The 20,577-nt window shown below is 40.4% G+C and carries 14 protein-coding genes and 1 tRNA gene; 5 read left to right on the forward strand and 10 right to left on the reverse strand.

Features of this window, described 5'->3' with window-relative positions; translation table 11 throughout:
* The first annotated feature begins 30 nt into the window (after nucleotides 1–30).
* Nucleotides 31–2,262 carry an alpha-L-fucosidase gene (locus DFQ12_RS21960; protein ID WP_120261213.1) on the forward strand — a complete coding sequence of 744 codons (2,232 nt, stop codon included), beginning with the start codon at nucleotides 31–33 and terminating at the stop codon, nucleotides 2,260–2,262.
* 265 nt (nucleotides 2,263–2,527) lie between these two features.
* Here the strand turns inward: DFQ12_RS21960 and DFQ12_RS21965 are convergent.
* Nucleotides 2,528–2,599, reverse strand: a tRNA-Glu gene (locus DFQ12_RS21965).
* A gap of 140 nt (nucleotides 2,600–2,739) precedes the next feature.
* Between DFQ12_RS21965 and DFQ12_RS21970 the strand changes: the two genes are divergently transcribed.
* Entirely contained in the window at nucleotides 2,740–5,256 is a 2,517-nt protein-coding gene (locus DFQ12_RS21970; RefSeq protein ID WP_120261214.1) for a family 20 glycosylhydrolase, read from the forward strand.
* 167 nt (nucleotides 5,257–5,423) lie between these two features.
* Here the strand turns inward: DFQ12_RS21970 and DFQ12_RS21975 are convergent, their stop codons facing one another.
* From DFQ12_RS21975 to DFQ12_RS21985, 3 genes are all read right to left on the reverse strand, one after another.
* The gene (locus DFQ12_RS21975; RefSeq protein ID WP_120261215.1) at nucleotides 5,424–7,919 is read right to left on the reverse strand and encodes a TonB-dependent receptor domain-containing protein; all 2,496 of its coding nucleotides are present in this window, start codon (nucleotides 7,917–7,919) and stop codon (nucleotides 5,424–5,426) included.
* A 142-nt stretch (nucleotides 7,920–8,061) separates the two neighbouring features.
* On the reverse strand, nucleotides 8,062–9,990 hold the full coding sequence (gene nagB / locus DFQ12_RS21980; protein ID WP_120261216.1) for a glucosamine-6-phosphate deaminase: 1,929 nt from the start codon (nucleotides 9,988–9,990) through the stop codon (nucleotides 8,062–8,064).
* A 141-nt stretch (nucleotides 9,991–10,131) separates the two neighbouring features.
* Nucleotides 10,132–11,280 carry a methionine aminotransferase gene (locus tag DFQ12_RS21985; protein WP_120261217.1) on the reverse strand — a complete coding sequence of 383 codons (1,149 nt, stop codon included), beginning with the start codon at nucleotides 11,278–11,280 and terminating at the stop codon, nucleotides 10,132–10,134.
* Between the two features lie 72 nt (nucleotides 11,281–11,352).
* Here DFQ12_RS21985 and DFQ12_RS21990 point away from each other — a divergent pair, with 72 nt between their 5' ends.
* Nucleotides 11,353–12,033, forward strand: a complete 681-nt coding sequence (locus DFQ12_RS21990) for a peroxiredoxin family protein (protein ID WP_120261218.1) — start codon at nucleotides 11,353–11,355, stop codon at nucleotides 12,031–12,033.
* A 108-nt stretch (nucleotides 12,034–12,141) separates the two neighbouring features.
* On the opposite strand, the gene radA is transcribed toward DFQ12_RS21990, so the two are convergent.
* The 3 genes from radA to DFQ12_RS22005 are packed head-to-tail and all read right to left on the reverse strand — an operon-like array spanning nucleotide 12,142 to nucleotide 16,440.
* Nucleotides 12,142–13,527: a DNA repair protein RadA gene (gene radA / locus DFQ12_RS21995; RefSeq protein ID WP_120261219.1), complete on the reverse strand. Its 1,386-nt coding sequence runs from the start codon at nucleotides 13,525–13,527 to the stop codon at nucleotides 12,142–12,144.
* A gap of 31 nt (nucleotides 13,528–13,558) precedes the next feature.
* Nucleotides 13,559–14,719, reverse strand: a complete 1,161-nt coding sequence (locus DFQ12_RS22000) for a dipeptidase (RefSeq protein ID WP_120261220.1) — start codon at nucleotides 14,717–14,719, stop codon at nucleotides 13,559–13,561.
* Complete coding sequence (locus DFQ12_RS22005; RefSeq protein ID WP_120261221.1) at nucleotides 14,716–16,440, reverse strand: serine hydrolase domain-containing protein; 1,725 nt, start codon at nucleotides 16,438–16,440, stop codon at nucleotides 14,716–14,718. Before DFQ12_RS22005 ends, DFQ12_RS22000 begins: the two co-directional genes overlap by 4 nt.
* Nucleotides 16,441–16,611: 171 nt before the next feature.
* Here DFQ12_RS22005 and xseA point away from each other — a divergent pair, with 171 nt between their 5' ends.
* Together xseA and xseB are read left to right on the forward strand one after the other, a co-directional pair.
* A complete protein-coding gene (xseA, locus tag DFQ12_RS22010) occupies nucleotides 16,612–17,895 on the forward strand; it encodes an exodeoxyribonuclease VII large subunit (protein ID WP_120261222.1) in 1,284 nt (427 codons plus the stop codon).
* A gap of 44 nt (nucleotides 17,896–17,939) precedes the next feature.
* Nucleotides 17,940–18,167 carry an exodeoxyribonuclease VII small subunit gene (gene xseB, locus DFQ12_RS22015; protein ID WP_120261223.1) on the forward strand — a complete coding sequence of 76 codons (228 nt, stop codon included), beginning with the start codon at nucleotides 17,940–17,942 and terminating at the stop codon, nucleotides 18,165–18,167.
* On the opposite strand, the gene DFQ12_RS22020 is transcribed toward xseB, so the two are convergent.
* The 3 genes from DFQ12_RS22020 to DFQ12_RS22030 form a co-directional block, all read right to left on the reverse strand.
* Entirely contained in the window at nucleotides 18,164–18,808 is a 645-nt protein-coding gene (locus DFQ12_RS22020; protein WP_120261224.1) for an MgtC/SapB family protein, read from the reverse strand. The two genes, xseB and DFQ12_RS22020, sit on opposite strands and share 4 nt — an antisense overlap.
* A 190-nt stretch (nucleotides 18,809–18,998) precedes the next feature.
* Nucleotides 18,999–19,712, reverse strand: a complete 714-nt coding sequence (locus DFQ12_RS22025) for a pirin family protein (RefSeq protein ID WP_120261225.1) — start codon at nucleotides 19,710–19,712, stop codon at nucleotides 18,999–19,001.
* Nucleotides 19,713–19,811: 99 nt separating this feature from the next.
* Complete coding sequence (locus tag DFQ12_RS22030) at nucleotides 19,812–20,558, reverse strand: aspartate/glutamate racemase family protein (RefSeq protein ID WP_120261226.1); 747 nt, start codon at nucleotides 20,556–20,558, stop codon at nucleotides 19,812–19,814.
* Nucleotides 20,559–20,577: the final 19 nt, after the last annotated feature.

Here is a 20,577-nt window from a genome sequence, read left to right on the forward strand (position 1 = left end):
ACCGCATTTTACATAAAAAATCAACTTAAAATGAAAAGAAGAATTATCAATATATTAATAGGGCTCTTATTTTATTTAAATGCATCTGCGCAAAGCAATATGATAAAGCCGCAGAATACAATCCCTGTTTTTGAAAATGACACCAAGGCTACTATTATAGCTAAAGCAGCACATGTTGTACCAACAAAGAATCAATTTGCGGCTCTAAAAAATGAATTTATTGCCTTTATACACTTTGGCCCGAATACATTTACGCAGATGGAATGGGGCAATGGCAAAGAAGACCCTAAAATTTTCGATTTAAAGGAACTTCATACTGATCAGTGGTGCCAGGCTATAAAAGCTGCGGGGATGAAGATGGTTATTATGACCGTTAAACACCATGATGGGTTTGTACTTTGGCAAAGCCGCTATACCAACCACGGCATCATGTCTACAGATTTCGAAAATGGTAAGGGTGATATTCTAAAAAAACTATCAGCCTCTTGTAAAAAATATGGTTTAAAACTAGGCGTTTATTTATCGCCGGCGGACCTTTTCCAGATAGAAAGCCCTACTGGTTTATATGGAAATTTAAGTAAAATCACCAAACGCAGCATTCCACGTCAGATCAGCGGAAAGCCTTTTACGAACAAAACTAGGTTTGAATTTGAAGTTGATGATTATAATGAATATTTCCTTAACCAACTATTTGAACTTTTAACGGAGTATGGACAGATTGATGAAGTTTGGTTCGACGGCGCCCATCCAAAAACAAAAGGTGGCCAGAAATATAACTATGCGGCATGGAAGCAACTGATCCATACCTTGGCACCAAAGGCTGTTATTTTTGGTAGAGAAGACATCCGTTGGTGTGGTAATGAGGCCGGAGCAACACGAAGTACTGAGTGGAACATAATTCCTTACCCCGAGAATCCTAACACTGCGACCAATTTTCCGGACCTAACTCAAGAATCTTTAGGTAGCAGGGACGATCTATACAAAGGGAAATATTTACACTACCAGCAAGCAGAAACAAATACCTCAATACGTGAAGGATGGTTTTACCGCGATGATGAAAAACAAAAAGTACGTAGTTCAGATGACGTGTTTGATATCTATGAGAGAGCTGTCGGAGGCAACTCTACATTTTTATTAAACATCCCTCCAAACAGAGCGGGTAAATTCTCCGCTGAAGATGTAAAAGTACTGACTGAAGTAGGTAAAAGAATTAGAGAAACCTATGATAAAAATTTATTTGCTAATGCTAAGGGTAATAAACAGGTACTAGATAATAACCCAAATACGTATGTTTTATTGAATAAAGCTGAGAAAAGAATAGAAATCACCACTAGAAACCCAATTACCATAAATAGAATTGTTCTACAGGAAGCAATAGCTTCTCATGGTGAACGAGTAGAGGAACACGTACTTGAAGCCTGGCTATCGAATAAGTGGCAAAAAGTAGCTTCAGCGACAAATATCGGTTATAAGCGTATCCTACGTTTTCCGGAGGTCCGAGCTTCAAAGTTCAGGCTTAAAGTACTTTCCTCTAGAGCATCACCAGCCATTGCAACAATTAAAGCGCATTATTACCGTGAAAAACCTCCTCAACTACAGCTCGATAGAGATATTAATGGACTATTGACTATATCGCCCAAAGTACATGTATTTGGATGGAAACCCCATGGACAGAATGCCGCAGAAAATCTAAGCAGAGGAACTGAGATTTATTATACTACAGACGGCACAGAACCTAGTATATCATCAAAAAAATATACAGGTCCTGTTCTAATTAATAATAACAAGATTAAAGCGATTGCTATTTCACATCAGGATAAGGGCAGTGTGGCCTCGGAAACATTCGGTTTGATCAAGAAAAACTGGAAGTTGTTAAATGTAAGTAGTGAAGCCAGCACAAATAATGCATCAATGGCATTTGATGCTAACAAAGAAACCTATTGGCTTTCCTTAATTGAGGATAAAAAGCAAATCGCTATAGATTTAGGGATGGAAAAACACTTAAACGCCTTTGTTTATACTCCTCCAAAAGAAAAAATAGATGGCATGATGGAAAGAGGTATTATACAAGTCAGTAACGATGGCAAAAACTGGGAGACCATAGAAAACTTTGAATTTGGCAATCTCATAAATGATCCAACACCAAGGTTACACTATTTTAAAAAACAGGTCTCTGCCAGATATATTCAGATTAAGGCAACGACTATTGCTGCCAACAAAAAGACTTTGGCCATTGCTGAATTGGATTTTTGGGAGAAATAGATCAAAAAAAGCATTATCTCCTTAATACAATTGTTAGAGAATCACTAATTAGGGTGCAAAAGGGATTTTAACATATAATTCCTGTATATTATAAACAGGAATTATATGTTAAAAAAATAGTGTTTATAAATCTATGATAAAACGCTAAAACCAAATCTAACAGATGAATAAATCGTAAAAATACAAATTGGGATATGTGAACAAAGTAGCTGAAGAGGTCAAAAAAAAAGGCAAATCAAGTAAAAACTTGATTTGCTCACTCTCGTAGCCCGTAGGGGAATCGAACCCCTGTTTCAAGAATGAAAATCTTGCGTCCTAACCCCTAGACGAACGGGCCGTTTTCTGTTTCGGTGTGCAAATATAGAAAGTTTTCTAAATCCGTCAAAATTTTATCGAAATTTTTATTCATTTTTTTCAAAATAGATCTTAAAACCCTCTAAAATAGCTATATTTAGACTCATTGAAAAAGTAACCAACATGACTAATTTTAAAAAAATTAAAAATCCTCTACTCTATGCGGGTCTTGGCATGGCACTTTTTAGCCAAGCAGCATATGCTCAAAAATCGAGCTCAATTGCAGATCAGCTGCAACTCACCTGGCAGGTCAAGGATGGCCAGAACATCCGTAAAAATCCTGTCTCAACAATCATTCTGAAAAATACGAGCAAAAGTGCGATACAGCTCAATGATTGGAGCCTCTGGTTTAATTTTATCAGATCTATTGATCCTGGTAAAGTAGATAAAAGATTTGCCATTGACCACAGGAATGGCGATCTATTTCAGGTAAGCTTTAAGAAAAACAATTTTTTATTAAAATCACAGGACACCATCCATATTGATTTCATCACAACAGGACTCGTCAATTATACCGACGGGCCAATCGGTTTGTACATAAAAAATAGCAAAACTGGGCTTTCAACAGATATTCAGAACTACACTGCGGTGAAAACAGCACCTCAATCCGATGCTGAAAAAGCGGATTATTGGTCTTATAAATATGACCAAAATAAACTTACCGAGGGTATAGAGGCGCAGGCCATTATCCCCCTACCCAGCAATATTAGTATTGACAATAATACAAAGTTCAATATATCGACTAGTACAAAAGTATTTATCGCCAGTGAATTCTCTTCCGAAGCAAGCTTTCTGACAGATTTCCTAAACAAATACGCAGGTATCAAGTTGTCAACTAGCTCTGAAAAACAAGATGGTGTTGTTATCGTCAAAGCAAACGATCTAAAAGCTGAATCTTATCGCCTAAACATCGATGCAAAAGGTATCCGTATAGAAGCGGCGGATAAGGCAGGTGCATTTTATGCCATACAGTCTTTGAAATCCTTGATTAATCATCAACAATGGAATAAAACGAGCAAATCAATTGCCTTACCTTACACAAAAATAGAAGATAGTCCTCGTTATGGCTACCGTGGATTTATGTTGGATGCGGCCCGTAATTTTCATAGCAAGGCAGAAGTGTTGCGCATTTTGGATCTGATGGCTGCCTACAAATTAAATAAATTCCATTTCCACTTTATTGACGATGAAGGTTGGCGATTGGAAATTCCATCCTTACCGGAACTGACTGCAGTGGGGGCCAACCGTACCGCTAATTTTGAAGACGGTAAAGGAATTCAACCTGCTTACGGCTCTGGTGCAACTGCAAAAGCGCATCAATTCTACACCGTAGCTGATTATATCGAAATCTTAAAATATGCGCAAGCAAGGCATATCGATGTGATACCTGAAGTAGAAACACCGGGGCATGCCCGTGCCGCGATCAAAGCAATGCGTGCACGCTTTGCACATTTTACTAAGGCAGGCGATAAGCAAAAAGCTGAAGAATTCCTGTTGGATGATGCGGATGACAAATCGGTCTATAACTCCGCACAAAACTGGAATGATAATGTGATGAACCCTGCCCTACCTTCAACATATCATTTCCTGAGCAAAGTGGTCGATGAAATCAAAACGATCCATGAAAAAGCTGGAGTACCGTTGAAAATTATCGATTTGGGAGGAGATGAGACACCGAGTGGTGTCTGGGAAAAATCACCAAAAATCCTTGCTTTCATGAAGGATAATAATATCAGCAATGTACTTGATGTATGGCCGATATATATCGCCAAAATTAACAAGCTTGTTCAAGATAAGGGTTTGACGATGTCTGGATGGGAAGAGATGGGCATGCGCAATAAAGGGAAAGGAATGGAAGTTAACGCGGAATTGGGTAAATCCGGCATCCATCTCAATGTATGGAATAATCTTCCGGGTCAAGGACAGGAGGATTTAGCTTACCGCTTAGCAAATGCAGGCTATAAAGTTGTCTATACCAGCGCGGCAAACAACTATCTGGATATGTCATGGGACCGCGACTTTGCAGATCCAGGCCATAGCTGGGTAGGTACTGTAAACCTGAACAGAACCTATTCTTTCTCGCCGGAAAACTTCTTCATTAATCTTCGTAAAGATGATACCGGAAAAGATCTCGTAAAAGAAGCGTATACCAACAAAGTGCAGCTTACTGCTGAAGGAAAGAAAAATCTACTCGGCATTAAGGGTGCCCTCTGGGCCGAAAAAGTATCGACAGATCAACGCCTTGAAGAGATGATATTCCCTCGATTAATTGCTATTGCCGATCGCGCCTGGGCGCAAGAACAAGCTTGGGAAAAAGGCAATTCTTATGATGAAGCAACCTATCGTAAGTCGTATACAGCATTTATTAAGAAATTAGGCGAGGATGAATTGAAGAAACTGGATATTATTGATGGGGGTTACACCTATCGCCTTCCGAAGCTTGGTATTAAAAAAGAAGGTAACCAGCTTTATATCAACACCGATTATCCCGGATTCAAAGTCTATTATACAGAGAATGGAAGTACACCGACATTGAAATCAAAAGAAGTAAATGGCGCAATTCCTTTTCAAGCGGGCAAGAAATATCTATTCAAGGTCTTTGATGCCAAAGGTAGATCCGGAGACGTTATTGCATATTAAAAACTGAACGGGATTATTACAACAAAAATAGTAATAGCCAACATAGAGAAAGTCATCATTGAAGTGCTGAAATAATACTTCCGATGGCCGTTTAAAATTAAAAAAGGGGTGTTTTCTATTCGAAAAACACCCCTTTTTACTTGCGCTCACTATTAAATGCGCTCTGCTTAAAACTTATAGCTTAATGATACGGCAGCATTTCTAGGGTCGATCTGATTGATAAAACCGCCACGGAAATACGAGTTCAAGCCAATCTCGTTGGTGATATTGTTAACAAAAACTTTTGCATCAAACCTTCGCCATTTATACCCCACCTGTGCATTTAAAGTTGTATAAGCTGGCATATTGAATGGTTTTTCGCCATAATATTCACCGTGGCCTTGCGGTGTTAGACTATACTCATTTACTGGACGATCGCCCACATAATACACTCCGGCACTTAAGCTCAGATTTCTTAAAGCACCTTGATTAAAGACATATTGCACCCAAGCATTGGCCGTATGTTTTGGCGCATTCATTGGCGCAGAGCCATTCATGTAGGATGGAGAATTTTTATATCGGGCATCTAAATATGCATAGCCCAACATCACCGTTAGATTTTCCAACACACGACCGTTTAATTCAGCTTCGATACCATCCCGGACTAAATCACCCGCTTTAAAATAAAGACCTGTTGGTTGATTCGCATCATTATATTCCGCATTCGTTAGGTCAGATGTATAAATATGGAAATAAGTTAAATTGAAACGCAGTCTATTATCCAACCAATCTGATTTAATCCCCCCTTCGAATTGTTCGGTAGTTGAAGCACCCGCTTTGGTCCCATCAACCATTGGATTGGCTGCACTTCTGAGACTGGTTGAGTTCGTATAAGATCCGAATACATTGAAATTCTCGAAAGGCGTTACGATAACACCTGCCATCGGATTCCAAGCTGATACCCTCTTATTTCCGTTTGATATAAAGTCCTTCGTCGTCATCTCAGAGTAACGCAAACCCAATACTGCCTTAATGTATTTATTGAATTCAATAACATCCTGCGCCATAAAGCCAACAGAAGAATAGTAATTTCTAACAGGAGTTTTAGCCTCAAAAGCCACCTTCTTTCCTATCTGATTATTCCCCAATGAATCCACATAATATACTTGGGTCAAATCGTTGGCCCAATCGCCATGAATATCAATCACGTCAATTATACCCCCGGCTAAAGCTGCCTGATCAGGCTTTGACAAGGGAACTTTACTGTCCAACAAACTCAATTTGGTACCAAACGAAGTTGTTGTTGCATCGGCGATACGATAGTCAACTCCCGCCTGTACCAAATGCTTTACCTTACCTGTATAAAGATCTTTTCCAATCAGATCAAACTGAAATGTCTTATTCTTATCATCTCTTAAGCTCTTACTCATCTTCCGCGAAAAGGTATTGAACTTTTCCTCTTTGTCCTCTATCAGAGTCGCCGATGTTGTCAAGTTATCGACCTGATAAGATGAGGTCGCAATTGAGGCGCGAATACTCCAACGGTCGCTCAATTCATGATTGATCTGTCCCATAAAGCTCTTCATCTCTGTGTTAACGTTATCAGAATTCATACCTAAGAATTTATTATTGGGTATGACATATAAAGCATTAATACTCTGCGAAGGGTTTAAGTTAACCGCCGAATTTACCGGGGTACGGTTATCGTTGAAATAGTCTCCTTCCAATGTGATCGTTGTTCTCTCAGTAGGTTTCCAGGCCAGTGATGGGTTCAGATAGACACGGTTGGCTGAAAGCCCTTTTCTGAAACTATCATTCCTTTCATAGGCACCATCCATACGAAAAGCGACAGTCTCTTTTTTGTCTAATACGGTCTGAAAATCGAATGTTGGCCGAAACTGCCCCCAGCTTCCCACACGTACCCCAACCTCCCCAGAGTTTGTAAAATTAGGCGTTTTTGTCACGACGTTAATCACCCCACCGGCATTCCCGAGGTCAGTAATAACACCTTGCGTCACCGCTGCGGATCCTTTGATCATCTGAATAGACTCCACCCCTTGCATATCAACGACGCCAGAAGCTGTCTGAAACTGCGAGTCCATACGTACGCCATTTTTCAAAACTGGTACACCCCTGAAACCCCGTGTAGATAGTGATTCTTTGACGCCACCGTAAGAACCAAATAGTGTAACACCCGGAATATTTCTAACAGCATCAGTCAATGTCAATATACCCTGATCTTGAATTACTTTATTGGATATCACCGATATACTCTGAATCTGATCGGAAGGTTTTAACGGCATACGGGTAATCATCTCAAGCCCCTTCGGCTTTTTATTCCGCTCACCAAACACTTCCACCTCATCGATGGCTTGCTCATTGCCCACTAACACCACCGGTTTCATGACAACCTCACGGCTAGTGGAACTAAAAACATAATCAACCGATGTCGCCTGATAACCTAGATAAGTAAAACGAATGATTGCATTCTGATCGACACCCTGAAGTCTGAAATGACCTTTATGGTCTGTCCGTACTGTTTTATCACCGATTGAAACGGTTACTGAGCTTAATGGGTTGTTGTTTGCATCTACAACCTTTCCTTTTACGATTCCTGAAGTTTGACCGTATACAGCGCTTCCGATTAAAAATGTAGAGGCAAGTGCAAGTAAGTGTTTGTCCATGTTAATAATTTTGGGTAATTATTTTTAATTAATCTAAATAGTGAAGCAAAGGTATAAAAATTTTGCTTGCTATAACAACTAAAAACAAAAAAGCTCTGAACCAATTAAGATTCAGAGCTTTCCTATATTAATTCAGACTATTTTAGTCAAATTTCCATCTTACAAAAGCTTCTATCGCTTCATAGTTTGCAAGACCTAATCGGTCATACATTGCTGCGGTATCGCTCGTACGGTCTTCAGCACGTACCCAGAATTCACGTGGATCATCACCTGGGAATACAGGTAGATCTTTTTGGGATTGATGTTTGAAGATCGCTAAACGCTTGCGATATACCTCTTGTGGAGATAATGGAACTGCCATTTCGATCTCATGGATCGGATATTCATGCCATGCACCTCTATACAACCACAACCAACAGTCTTTTGTCCACTCGTCAGTTTTGCTCAATCTTCTCAGAGCCTCGAACAAAATATCGAAACATACTTTATGCGTACCATGTGGATCTGCAAAATCTCCTGCTGCGAATACTTGGTGCGGTTTTACCTGACGCAACAATTCCATCGTTTGTTGGATATCATCTTCAAACGATACATCCTTCGCAAATTTTTGTCTATCGTAGAATGGTAGATCTTGGAAATGGATATTTTCATCTGGCAAACCGACTAAACGAGCTCCAGCAATAGCTTCTCCTTTACGGATCAATGCCTTTATTTTGCGAACAAGTTCGGTATCGATCTGATTTGGTTTTTTCGTTGCAAAGATTGCTCTTTCTTCATCATAAATCTGATTGATTTGAGCGGCCTCGGTATTTGCACCAATTTGATTTGCCAAATCTTCAGCAAATTCCAAGTAACGTACCACATCATCATCCCACACAGCCGTATTACCACAAGTCTGATAAGCAACATGTACATTGTGCCCTTGGTCAGCCAAACGGATAAATGTTCCGCCCATAGAGATGACATCATCATCTGGGTGCGGAGAAAATACAATCGCGTTTTTCTTCGCCGGATTAGCACGCTCTGGACGTTGTGAATCGTCTACATTGGGTTTACCCCCTGGCCATCCTGTAATCGTATGTTGAAGTTCATTAAAAATACGGATATTGATGTTATAAGCAGGGCCAGTTTCCGTCACCAACTTTGCCATACCATGAGCGCTATAGTCTTCGTCCGTCAGTTTCAAAATCGGTTTATTGATTTCCAGCGCTAACCAAACAACGGCTTTTTTGATCAATGTTGGCGTCCAGGTAACATCTTCTGCCAACCATGGAAGGTCAAAACGTGTCAACAAGGATGCCGCCGCCTCATCTAAGATGAATTCGACATTATCCGATAGTTGAAGATATGTTGCAGGAATCTCTGACGAAATCTCGCCCTCAACCGCTTTCCTAATGATCTCGGCTTTCGTTTCAGTCCAAGCCATCAAGATAATCTCGCGCGCTTTGAAAATTGTACCGACACCCATCGTGATCGCTTTTCTCGGCACATTTTCTTTACCACCAAAAGCACGTGATGCATCCCGACGTGTCAAATCGTCTAAGGTTACAATACGGGTACCAGAGTTTGGAGCAGACCCCGGTTCATTAAATCCAATATGGCCTGTACGACCAATACCTAATAATTGAATATCTAAACCACCAGCAGCAGTAATCTTTTGTTCGTATGCTTCACAAAACGCATTGACTTGATCCGGTGCTAGGGTACCATCAGGAATATTTACATTCGCCTTATCAATGTCTACATGATCGAACAAATTTTTGTTCATAAAAGCCACATAGCTCTGATCGGCGTCAGGTTGCATCGGAAAATATTCATCAAGATTGAAGGTAATCACGTTCTTAAAGCTTAAACCTTCTTCTTTGTGCAAGCGAATCAATTCTTGATAAACTTTCACCGGTGTAGCACCAGTAGCAAGACCTAGAACAGCTTTTTCACCTTTCTCCTGCTTTGCACGAATAATTTCAGCAATACGATTTGCAACGTTTTTCGAAGCTGAATTTTGATCTGGATAGACGCTTACAGGGACTTTTTCGAAGCGTGTTTCTTCCAATAAATTTAATCTAGCCATTTTATGGATATATTGATAAACGTGAATTACAAATTTATGAAATTAGTGAGTTAAGTTGAAGTAAAATTTTAATAAAGTGGCTTATTCTTAACAATATTTTAAATAAAACCTTTTAGCCCTTATTTTAGCATAGAAATCCCACTATATTTCGTTTAAAATCGCTACTGCTTTTAACAAAGTAACATCCTGTTTAGCAAAACAAACACGTAAAACTTGCTGATCTGTAGCTTGTTTGTAAAACGCCGAGAGCGGAATCGTCGCTATTTTGTGATGTTTTGTCAAATAGCAGGCAAAATCAAACTCCTTCTCCTGACTAATGGCACTATAATCGAGATTAAGAAAATAGGTCCCTTCACAAGGGAGAATCTTGAAACGAGACTGCGCCAATCCATTTTTGAGTAAGTCTCTCTTCTTCGCAAAGAAACCAGCAAGACTCTCCACATAAGCAATATCTTTCAAATATTCGGCAATTGCGATCTGCATAGGCGTATTAACACTGAATACATTAAACTGATGGATTTTCCGAAATTCGCGCATCAATAGAACTGGCGCCACACAGTAGCCAATCTTCCATCCCGTGGTATGCAACAGCTTTCCAAAGGAAGCGACGACAAAACTCCGTTCACGCAAACTCGGTATACTTAAAACAGATTGCGGCGAAACTCCATCAAAAACGAGATGTTCATAAACTTCATCGCTTAATAACAGGGTGTTTGTTCCCGCTAATAGCTTCCCAAGTTTATTTAGGTCCTCTTTTCCGAGTACTTTTCCAGTAGGATTATTCGGATTATTGATAATCACCAATCGCGTTTTTTCGTTGATCAGTGTAGCCACATAATCCCAGTCAATTTGAAAATCTGGTGCCAATAATCGAACTGGAACAACCTTACCGCCAAACAATTCAATCGTTGGGGCATAACTATCGTATGCCGGCTCGAATATAATCACTTCATCTCCCTGGCTGACGACCGTTGCTATAGCTGTAAAGATGCCCTGGGTTCCTCCGGCTGTAACCGTGAGTTCTTCAGTTGGATCTATATCCACGGCATATACCGCCTTGTATTTATTTACGATCGTCTCCCGTAGGCTTTGGGCACCGATCATTGGCGCATATTGGTTATGTCCTTTTTCCATTGCGGCGGAGACCAATTGTACAAGCTTGGGGTCCGTCTCAAAGTCTGGAAAACCCTGTGACAGATTCAGCGCCTGCTCCTCATTGGCAAGCGTGGTCATCTTGGTAAAGATCGATGTACCGACATGTGGAAGTTTAGCTATTAGGTTGAAGTTCATTTTTTGACATTTTATTAATCTACCAAATTAGTGGATTTTCTTATATTTGTAAATATATACAAGAATAGCAACATGATAAAATACATCACACTACTTTTTTTGGTTCTTCCGTTCTTTGGTTTAGCCCAGAAAAAAGAATTGACCAAACAGGAATATATCGCCCGCGTAAAAGCAGCACCGGATTCCATCTCAACTTTAGTTGATTTGCGTCGTGTAGGCGGCTACGACCCTGTCTATACCGAGTTACAGGCACTTTATAATACCTTGAGTGGCAATGTAAAAAATTCCATTGAAGGAAAAGAGTTTCAGGAATATCTGAATGCGCTAGAGACTGTTCAGATCGGCAAAGTTGCGCCTGCTTTTACACAAAATGATACAACAGGCACCCCTGTACAACTATCCGATTTCAAAGGTAAATATGTATTACTTGATTTTTGGGCTTCATGGTGTCCAGACTGTCGCGTTGAAAGTCCAGATCTTGTAAAAACTTATGAACAGTTCAAAGGAGACAACTTTGAAATCCTCGGTATATCCTTTGACAAAGACCGCAACTCTTGGATCAAGGCCATTCACACAGACAAGCTACATTGGAAACATGTTTCTGACTTAAAACGTTGGCAAAATGATGTTGGCACTTTATACGCGGTGAAATCTATCCCCCAAAATGTGTTGATTGACCCGAGTGGAAAAATCATTGCGAAGAATTTACATGGCGATGCTTTACGTGCCAAGCTAAAAGAAGTATTAAAGTAAGAAGGAATGTTAGCCATGAGGCTATAAGGAAATAGAAGAAATATTAAAGAAAAAACAGGTGTCCGAAAATTCGGGCACCTGTTTTTTTAATATGGTTCTTATTCTATATTAACCAAATAAGGCGCTAAACAGGTCTTCCAATTTAGCTACTGGTCTAATGGCAATATTATATTTCTTGGCATCCAATCCTTTGGTATTAAACTTGGAAATAAAGATCCCATCAAAGCCCAACTTCTCAGCTTCTTGAATACGTTGTTCAATCCGATTTACAGCTCTGATCTCTCCGGATAAACCTACTTCGCCAGCAAAGGTCAGGCTGGTCTTTATCGGAATATCTTGTTGTGACGAAATAATAGCCACGATAACTGCCAGATCGATGGCTGGGTCTTCAACGCGAAGTCCTCCGGCAATATTCAAAAATACATCCTGTGCACTTAACCGAAAACCAAATCGCTTTTCCAATACAGCCAACAACATGTTTAATCGTTTTGTATCATAACCTGTAGATGAGCGTTGGGCTGTACCAAATGCGGAATTGCTCACCAAGGCCTGAACTTCAATCATCATCGGCCGCATCCCCTCTAGCATAGCCGCAATGGAAACACCACTCACGGGCTCATCGCGTTGTGAAATCATAATTTCGGACGGATTTGACACCTCCCGCAATCCGGAACCCTGCATTTCATATATACCCAATTCCGAAGCGGAGCCAAACCTATTTTTTACCGCACGCAATATACGATAGACGTGATGGCGGTCACCCTCAAATTGGAGTACCGTATCGACCATATGTTCCAAGACTTTCGGTCCTGCAATCGAACCATCTTTGGTAATATGGCCCACAATAAATACTGGGGTACTGGTTTCTTTGGCAAACCGTAGTAATTCGGCTGTACATTCCCGCACTTGGGAAACCGACCCCGGCGCCGATTCAATCTGCGCTGAATGCAAGGTTTGGATGGAATCTATGACAATGACATTAGGTTGTACTGTCTCGATCTGCTTGAAAATATTTTGTGTCGATGTTTCCGTCAGAATATAACAATTGGCTTTCGAGGATTGTGACAATCGCTCGGCCCGCATCTTGATTTGCTGCTCACTCTCCTCTCCGGAAATATAGAGCGTTTTGACCTGTGGAATGGACAAAGCCAGCTGGAGCATCAATGTGGATTTTCCAATTCCGGGTTCACCACCTATCAACACCAGGGACCCCGGGACGATTCCCCCTCCCAACACCCGATTAAACTCCTGATCTGGAGTCAAGATACGCGATTCATCCTGATATACTATCTCATGAATAATAGCCGCTTTGTTTGCCCGCTTTGTATTCCCTGTTGTTGTGGTGCTTCGCCATTCAGGAACTTTTGAGCTTGACTTTTCGACCACTTCCTCCACGAAACTATTCCATTGTTTGCACGATGGACACTGTCCCATCCATTTGGAAGCCTCATAGCCACAGTTTTGACAGAAATATGCTGATTTTGTTTTTGCCATTCTACGAAATTACAAATTTCTATCCTTTACTTTACCCTTCGTTTTCTTTTAAAATCCGTAGAAAATTCTGTCCCATGATTTTAGCGATATCGGCTTTGTTGTAACCTCTTTCTAAAAGTCCTTTTGTCAATAAAGGAAATTTAGAAACATCTTCTAAGCCTTGGGGAGCAGATTCGATGCCATCAAAATCCGATCCAACGGCAACATGTTCAATTCCTACTTTCTTGACCAGATAATCAATATGGTCCAATAGTTTGGACATTGGTGCATCGACTTCATACCTAACATCAACGGGCAACTTATCATACATCTTCCAGGTACTCAATGTAGTGTCGGCATTCTTACCAAATTGCCGTGTATACATTCTCTTTAATCGTGTCTCATACTCGGGATCTAAAAAACCAGAGTAAAAGTTGACACCGATCACACCGCCATTTTTCTTCAGGGCCTCCAATTGTTCATCTTTCAAATTTCGGAAATGTGGACATAAACGATAGGCATTACTGTGTGACACCAATATAGGCTTACTGGACACCGCAATGGCGTCATAAAAAGTCTGCTCACCACCGTGGGAGAGATCGACTAGCATGCCAAGTTCATTCATTTTTCGAATGATCGCTTTCCCATGATCTGTTAATCCCTTTGCCTTCGAATCCATCTTGCCAGACTCCATTGCGGCACAACTCGCCCAAGGCACATTATAGTTCCAGGTCAAGGTTAAATATTTCGCACCACGTTCATGGAGTTTGATGAGATTGTCTATGCTCCCTTCGATCATATTACCGCCCTCCACACCGATCAATGCAGCAATTTTTCCGGCTTTTAAAATAGCATCAATATCCCTTACTGATTTTGCCAAAGCAATGTTCTCGGCGTTGGCAACGATCATTTTCTCCAGTGCATCTATTTGCGCATTGGCATGCTCAAATGCACCGGTCTTCCATTTTGCATCATCGGACCACACAGCAAATACCTGCACATCGACTCCACCTTCTTTTAATCTTGGCAAATCCGTAGCGCCTGTACTCAGTCGCTGACCAATATCCTTTCCTCCGAAAATTGATTCATAGATTACATCATTATGTCCATCCACAATAACCAGATCCTGATGAACTTTTTTATAATCCTGACTATAAGCCAACCTGTTTAAAGATAACATGCCCAGCCCCATGAACAATAGCTTTTTTATCATTTCTTCACTTCATTGATTGTTTCATAAATGGCATCCTGAATCCGGCTACGGATATTGAGATCCAACAATTTGGTGCTGACCTGCGGGTGCACGCGATTGGATAGGAAGATATAAATCAATTGGTTTTGGGGATCCACCCAGATACAGGTGCCTGTATATCCCGTATGCCCAAAGACAGTGCTATTGGCCAATTTAGAGGGGTACTCGTTTTTTGGGTTTGGATCCCAGCGGTCGAACCCCAACCCTCTTCGGCTTGTCGTGGACTGCTTAGACGTAAAAAGATCGATTGTTTCAGTCTTAAAATAACGCTCGCCTCCGTATTCTCCACGGTTGAGCAAAAGCTGGCCATATATCGCGAGGTCATTGGCTGTGGCAAATAAGCCCGCATGTCCAGCGATACCGCCGGCCATAGCTGCCCCCTGATCGTGCACGTAACCTTCCAACAATGTTTTACGGAACGAAGTATCCTGCTCGGTAGGCACAATCTGTTCCTTCGCAAATCGCTCCCTTGGAAGGTATCCTGCATGTGTCATACCTAATGGTTTATAGAAATTTTCCTGAACATAATCCTGCAATGGTTCGGCCGTCTGATGTTCAGCAACCTCCTTCATCACATACATGCTAATATCACTATACACATAGTTTCCTGTTGGCTTAACAGGCGATTTTAACATTTCGGGCCACATCACATCGCGGTAATAATGATTGAGAATATAACTATTGTCAGCCATCTTGACCTGATGTTGTTGGTCCGGTACGGCAACAACATCACCTGCTTTTAAATATTTATAAAAAGGAATAAATGGTGTAAACCCTGCTTCATGTAGCATCACAGAACGCAATTTGATATCCTTTTTATTGGTATACTTTGCCTGCCACAGGTAATGCCCCATCGTACTATCGAGATTAATGATATTACGCTCCGTCAATCGCATAATCACGGGTGTAGTACCCGCAATTTTACTGACGGAGGCCAGATCAAAAATATCACCTGTTTTTGTTGGAATGTCTTTTGAATAGGTATGATAACCATAAGATTTCTCCAATAGCACCTGTCCATCTTTGATAATCATCACAACTGCACCGGGGGTTGCCTGCTTTTCAATAGCTTCTTGTGCAATGGCATCAATTTTTTTGGTCAATTTACCCAAATTCAGATTGGAGTTTTCACCTGAACTGTATTGCAGTCTCGATTGAGCCGTCTTAACATTTCCTACAGTAATCGCGGCACCACCAAAAATAGACATCGCGGCATTGCGTTGACCAAGTTCCGTAAAAGGAGCCAACAACTCGATCAAATCAGACTGTGGATGTTCGGACAATGATTTTTTGTTGCGTTCTTGTTCAAAGAAATGACAAAGAACAACTTTTTTATTGTTCAGTACAGCCTGCTTTAACTGTGACAGGCAATCGGCATCCAAATCATCTTCCTTACCCGCAACAATAATTGTATTATAATATTTGATATCTTCATCAAATTTACTGAAATCAAATAGCGTAATGCCTGCATAACGTGCCAATTGGCTTGTAAACGCAGCATATTTTTCAGCATGAGGCACAACGACAGCAATACGTAACTGTGCCAGATTACCCAAAGGGAGTAGCTGATCTACATTATTGTAAAGTATGGTTTCATTCTTTATGGTCGACTTATATTGAGCGAACAAGGGGCCAATACAGAACAAACCTGCAAATAACACCCCAAAAAATCCTTTTTTCATTCTGATTTTATCGTTTTTTAGGTTCTATCAAATAAAAATACGAATAAAATAAAAAAGCAAAGTCCTTTCCCTAAAAAAAATCAATTTTGTTACGCCTGTTTTTTACAGCTTCAGTATAGGGATTTTTGGCCTGAGCAAGTATAAATCTTTTTTTTTCTGTAAGTTTGGTTAATGCCGGAATTGATTCAAGATAAAACAATATTTTCCCTTTTGGAGGTTAGCAAAAGTATCCAAAAAACGCTTGCTGAGCGTTACAAGAGCTTATATTGGATCAAGGCGGAGATGAATAAACTCAACCATTATACGCATTCCGGACATTGTTACCCTGAGCTCGTTGAAAAGCAAGACGGTAAAATTGTAGCCGAGATCAGATCAACTTTGTGGAAAGCAGACTTCACCCGAATCAACAACAATTTTCTGAAAATTGCGCAAGAACCCTTACGGGAGGGTATTACGATGTTATTTCAAGCAAGTATTTCCTATGATCCGATGTATGGTTTGAGCTTAAGGATTGTCGATATTGATCCAACTTTTACGTTGGGAGAGCTGGAGAAAGAGAAGTTGGATAGCATAAGAAAGCTCAAAGAAGAGGGCATTTATGAGGCTAATAAATCCGTTCCGTTCCCAACACTTCCAAAAAGACTAGCCATTGTTTCGGTGGAAACAAGTAAAGGCCTTTCCGATTTTTACAAGATTATCAATCAAAATCCTTGGGGTTATCGGTTGGAATGCACCTTATTTCCGGCGCTCTTACAGGGTGATAAATCTATTCCATCAATCATCAATCAACTTGCGATCATTGCCGATAAAATAGCTGAATTTGATGTGGTTGCCATTATTCGTGGCGGTGGCGGTGAGGTTGGCCTATCGAGCTACAATAATTATTTGTTGGCAAGGGCTATCGCAATCTTCCCTATTCCTGTATTGACCGGAATTGGCCATTCTACCAACTATACTGTGAGTGAGATGGTGGCCTACAAAAATGCAATCACACCAAGTGAGCTGGCTGATTTTCTCATTCAAAAGTTTCATAATTTTTCTGTTCCTATTGACAAAGCAGCTGAAAGCATCCAACAACTGATCTCTACTCGTTTTAAGGAAGAAAGGAATACTTTGGCTCAAATGGCAACGCACATCCAATGGATTGGGAAAAGAGAACTTCAGACTGCGCGCACTAATATTCAACAGATTCAACACGAACTGGCTGCGCTGATCAAACTACGCTTTTATGAACATAAAACGGCGTTGGCACATACTGAACGGATTATCCAGCTTTCTGATCCGCGGAGGCTGCTTAAACAAGGGTTTTCCATTACAAAAGTCAATGGCAAGTTACTTCAATCTATCGATCAGATATCTCCGGGTGATCTGATCCAAACGATGGTGGAAGATGGCGAAATTACAAGTACTGTAACGGATAAGAAGGCGCTTAGCACCAGTTCCAAAAACAACTAACCGGAACTATATTTAGCGTGAAAAATTTAAAGAGATAGCATACAATGGAACAAAAATACACGTATACCGATGCCTTCAATGAATTACAAACGATTGTAAAAGAAATTGAGAATGGAACAACAAATATTGATGAGCTTGCAGAGAAAATCAAACGTGCATCTGATCTCATTGAGGTATGTCGGGCAAAATTGACCGCAACCGAAGACGAAGTGAATCAACTGTTGCAAAAGATCTCTCCTGTACAAGATTCAGATTCTGGCTCCCCTTCCTAATATTGATATGCAACAATTTGTTTATCCCTTCGCAAAACTTTAACGAGCTCTTTATGTTGATTTATGTTGCCTGTCAATCGCCAGGTAGTGTTTAGACTCTCCTTATTATACCGTTGATTTACGATTGTTGCTTTAAACCCCATCTGTCTGATCAATTGCTCTGTATGTTCAAAATCTGCTTCAGATAAGGTCTGGAGCTCATAGTCTTTAATTTTATGGTAATTATCAATATAAGTCTGTAAATAGGTCAACAGCCCCAAAATCACTAAAACCAACCCTACACCGATAAAAGCTAAAAAAATATTCCCTGTGCCGACACACATTCCCAGAGATGCTGTTGCCCATATCGTTGTTGCTGTTGTAATTCCGCTAACCTTATTATCTTCTTTAAAGATTACTCCAGCCCCTAAAAAACCAATTCCTGTAATAATATTAGCTGCTAGTCGATCTGGATTTCCGACACCTATCTTCAACGAAATAATAGTAAAAAGGCAGGAGCCAAAACTCACCAGTATAAAAGTCCGTAATCCTGCAGATTTATTCCTGTATTCACGTTCAATACCAATTAAAAGTCCAATCAGAACTGATAACATAATCAATAAGACATCGCGGCCTTCAAAAGCGTACAATAAATCATTCATGGATGTGATAGCTATTCTTACCCCAATTTACGAAAAAAGAGTCCATTTATAGGACTCCTTTTTAATCAATGCGTTTAGATTTCTTCTTCCCGTAACTCATCAGTCTCACTATTTCACTGTCAGGTATCGAAGTACAAGATATGATGGAATGATATCGGTCTAACTAAATCATAATAATATATTAGCTGTATTAAAACATTGGAACTTCAATCAGCAGCAATTTTGCATTGTACTCTGCCTTAATCTCAATTTTATCCGACTCGTAGATGCCGATGGCATCTCTTCGCGATAATATTTCGTCCGCTACCTGTACCTTACCCTCTAATACAAAAAGATAAATTCCGTTTCTTTCAGAATGAACAGTATACGGGATTGTATTCCCTTCATCCAAGTCCACAATATTGAAATATGCATCTTGATGAATATGAACCGCATCCGAGTCCGAAACATTTGGGGACACAATGGTTACAAACTTATTATGACGGTCCAAATGAAGGTAAGACTTCTGGTCATAACCCGGTGTAAGATTCATTTCATGAGGTATTATCCAGATCTGAAGAAACTTAACAAGCTCCTTCTGGTCGCCATTAAACTCCGAATGCTTTACTCCTTTGCCTGCAGACATAATTTGCACATCTCCGGTTTCAATGTTTCGGACATTGCCCATACTGTCCTGATGGGAAAGTACTCCTTCCAAAGGTATGCTCACAATCTCCATATTGTCATGAGAATGGCGACCAAAGCCCTGCCCCCCTTCAACCTGATCATCGTTTAATACGCGTAAAGCCCCGAAGTTTACTTTTTCTGGATCAAAATATTGCCCAAAGCTAAACGAGTGGGCACTTTTCAACCAACCAAAATCAACATGGCCACGATCGTTTTCTCGGTGTATGATCTTTTGCATCTGTTCCTCCCTGTTATATAAACAACTATTAATCAGAGGACAAAACTCATACCAACAAGCATTTCCCTAAAAATTCTGCCAATTTGACAAAAAACTCACTTAGAGCACTTTCAATTTATCAGGAGCAACCGCTTGAATAAGTGCCCGGGCAAGAATCCTATTGGGATCAACTACAACCATTCCATTATGATCTTTTTCGGGAATGGCCAACGGCAATTCGGCACATCCCAAAATAATCACCTGAGCACCTTGTTTTTTCAAGTCATCCATCGCCATTAGTAAATCTTCTCTTGCCTTATTGGCTATGGGTGCTGGTTGTGCCTTAATACCATAATCTTTATCGTAAATAGCATTGTTTACCTTTTCCTTCTCTGCCCCTTCTGGCTCCACAATAGGAAATCCCTTTTTCATAAAAGCTTCTCGATACTGACTATAGGCTTGTTCACCAGCGGTCGATAACACACCTATTGTACTCTCTGGATAATTTTCATGAACAAAGCGAACTGTTTCATGGACAATATGAAGCAACTTCAGTTCATTCCCTAAACATGCCATCTCATCCTGAATAACTGAAAAAATCGGTTCTGCATGCGCTGTATTCGAAGGAATTGCCGCAATCGTTGCGCCAGCCTGTTCCAGTTGTTTTAAAATCATCGCTATTGCCTTTCCTGGATTCTCCTTCGATTTATCCAATAAATATGCGGAACGATCTGGAATCAAATTAGGGCAGGAAAACAATAACAGTGGCAAGTGTTCCTGATCGGAACTTGCCACTGTTTCATCTATAATTTTCTTGGCTATATCCAAGCCTGCATAAGGACCTAGGCCACCTACTATACCAATCATAACTACTATTTTTTATACC

Origin of the sequence: Sphingobacterium detergens (assembly GCF_003610355.1) — a bacterium.
In the GTDB taxonomy this organism is placed as follows: Bacteria; Bacteroidota; Bacteroidia; order Sphingobacteriales; family Sphingobacteriaceae; genus Sphingobacterium; species Sphingobacterium detergens.

Coding starts and splice junctions, on each gene's coding strand:
- DFQ12_RS21990 (WP_120261218.1), top strand. CDS start 11,353: ATGATAAAATACATCACACTACTTTTTTTGGTTCTTCCGTTCTTTGGT.
- DFQ12_RS21970 (WP_120261214.1), top strand. CDS start 2,740: ATGACTAATTTTAAAAAAATTAAAAATCCTCTACTCTATGCGGGTCTT.
- xseB (WP_120261223.1), top strand. CDS start 17,940: ATGGAACAAAAATACACGTATACCGATGCCTTCAATGAATTACAAACG.
- xseA (WP_120261222.1), top strand. CDS start 16,612: ATGCCGGAATTGATTCAAGATAAAACAATATTTTCCCTTTTGGAGGTT.
- DFQ12_RS22020 (WP_120261224.1), bottom strand. CDS start 18,808: ATGAATGATTTATTGTACGCTTTTGAAGGCCGCGATGTCTTATTGATT.
- DFQ12_RS22005 (WP_120261221.1), bottom strand. CDS start 16,440: ATGAAAAAAGGATTTTTTGGGGTGTTATTTGCAGGTTTGTTCTGTATT.
- DFQ12_RS21975 (WP_120261215.1), bottom strand. CDS start 7,919: ATGGACAAACACTTACTTGCACTTGCCTCTACATTTTTAATCGGAAGC.
- nagB (WP_120261216.1), bottom strand. CDS start 9,990: ATGGCTAGATTAAATTTATTGGAAGAAACACGCTTCGAAAAAGTCCCT.
- radA (WP_120261219.1), bottom strand. CDS start 13,527: ATGGCAAAAACAAAATCAGCATATTTCTGTCAAAACTGTGGCTATGAG.
- DFQ12_RS22025 (WP_120261225.1), bottom strand. CDS start 19,712: ATGCAAAAGATCATACACCGAGAAAACGATCGTGGCCATGTTGATTTT.
- DFQ12_RS21960 (WP_120261213.1), top strand. CDS start 31: ATGAAAAGAAGAATTATCAATATATTAATAGGGCTCTTATTTTATTTA.
- DFQ12_RS22030 (WP_120261226.1), bottom strand. CDS start 20,558: ATGATTGGTATAGTAGGTGGCCTAGGTCCTTATGCAGGCTTGGATATA.
- DFQ12_RS22000 (WP_120261220.1), bottom strand. CDS start 14,719: ATGATAAAAAAGCTATTGTTCATGGGGCTGGGCATGTTATCTTTAAAC.
- DFQ12_RS21985 (WP_120261217.1), bottom strand. CDS start 11,280: ATGAACTTCAACCTAATAGCTAAACTTCCACATGTCGGTACATCGATC.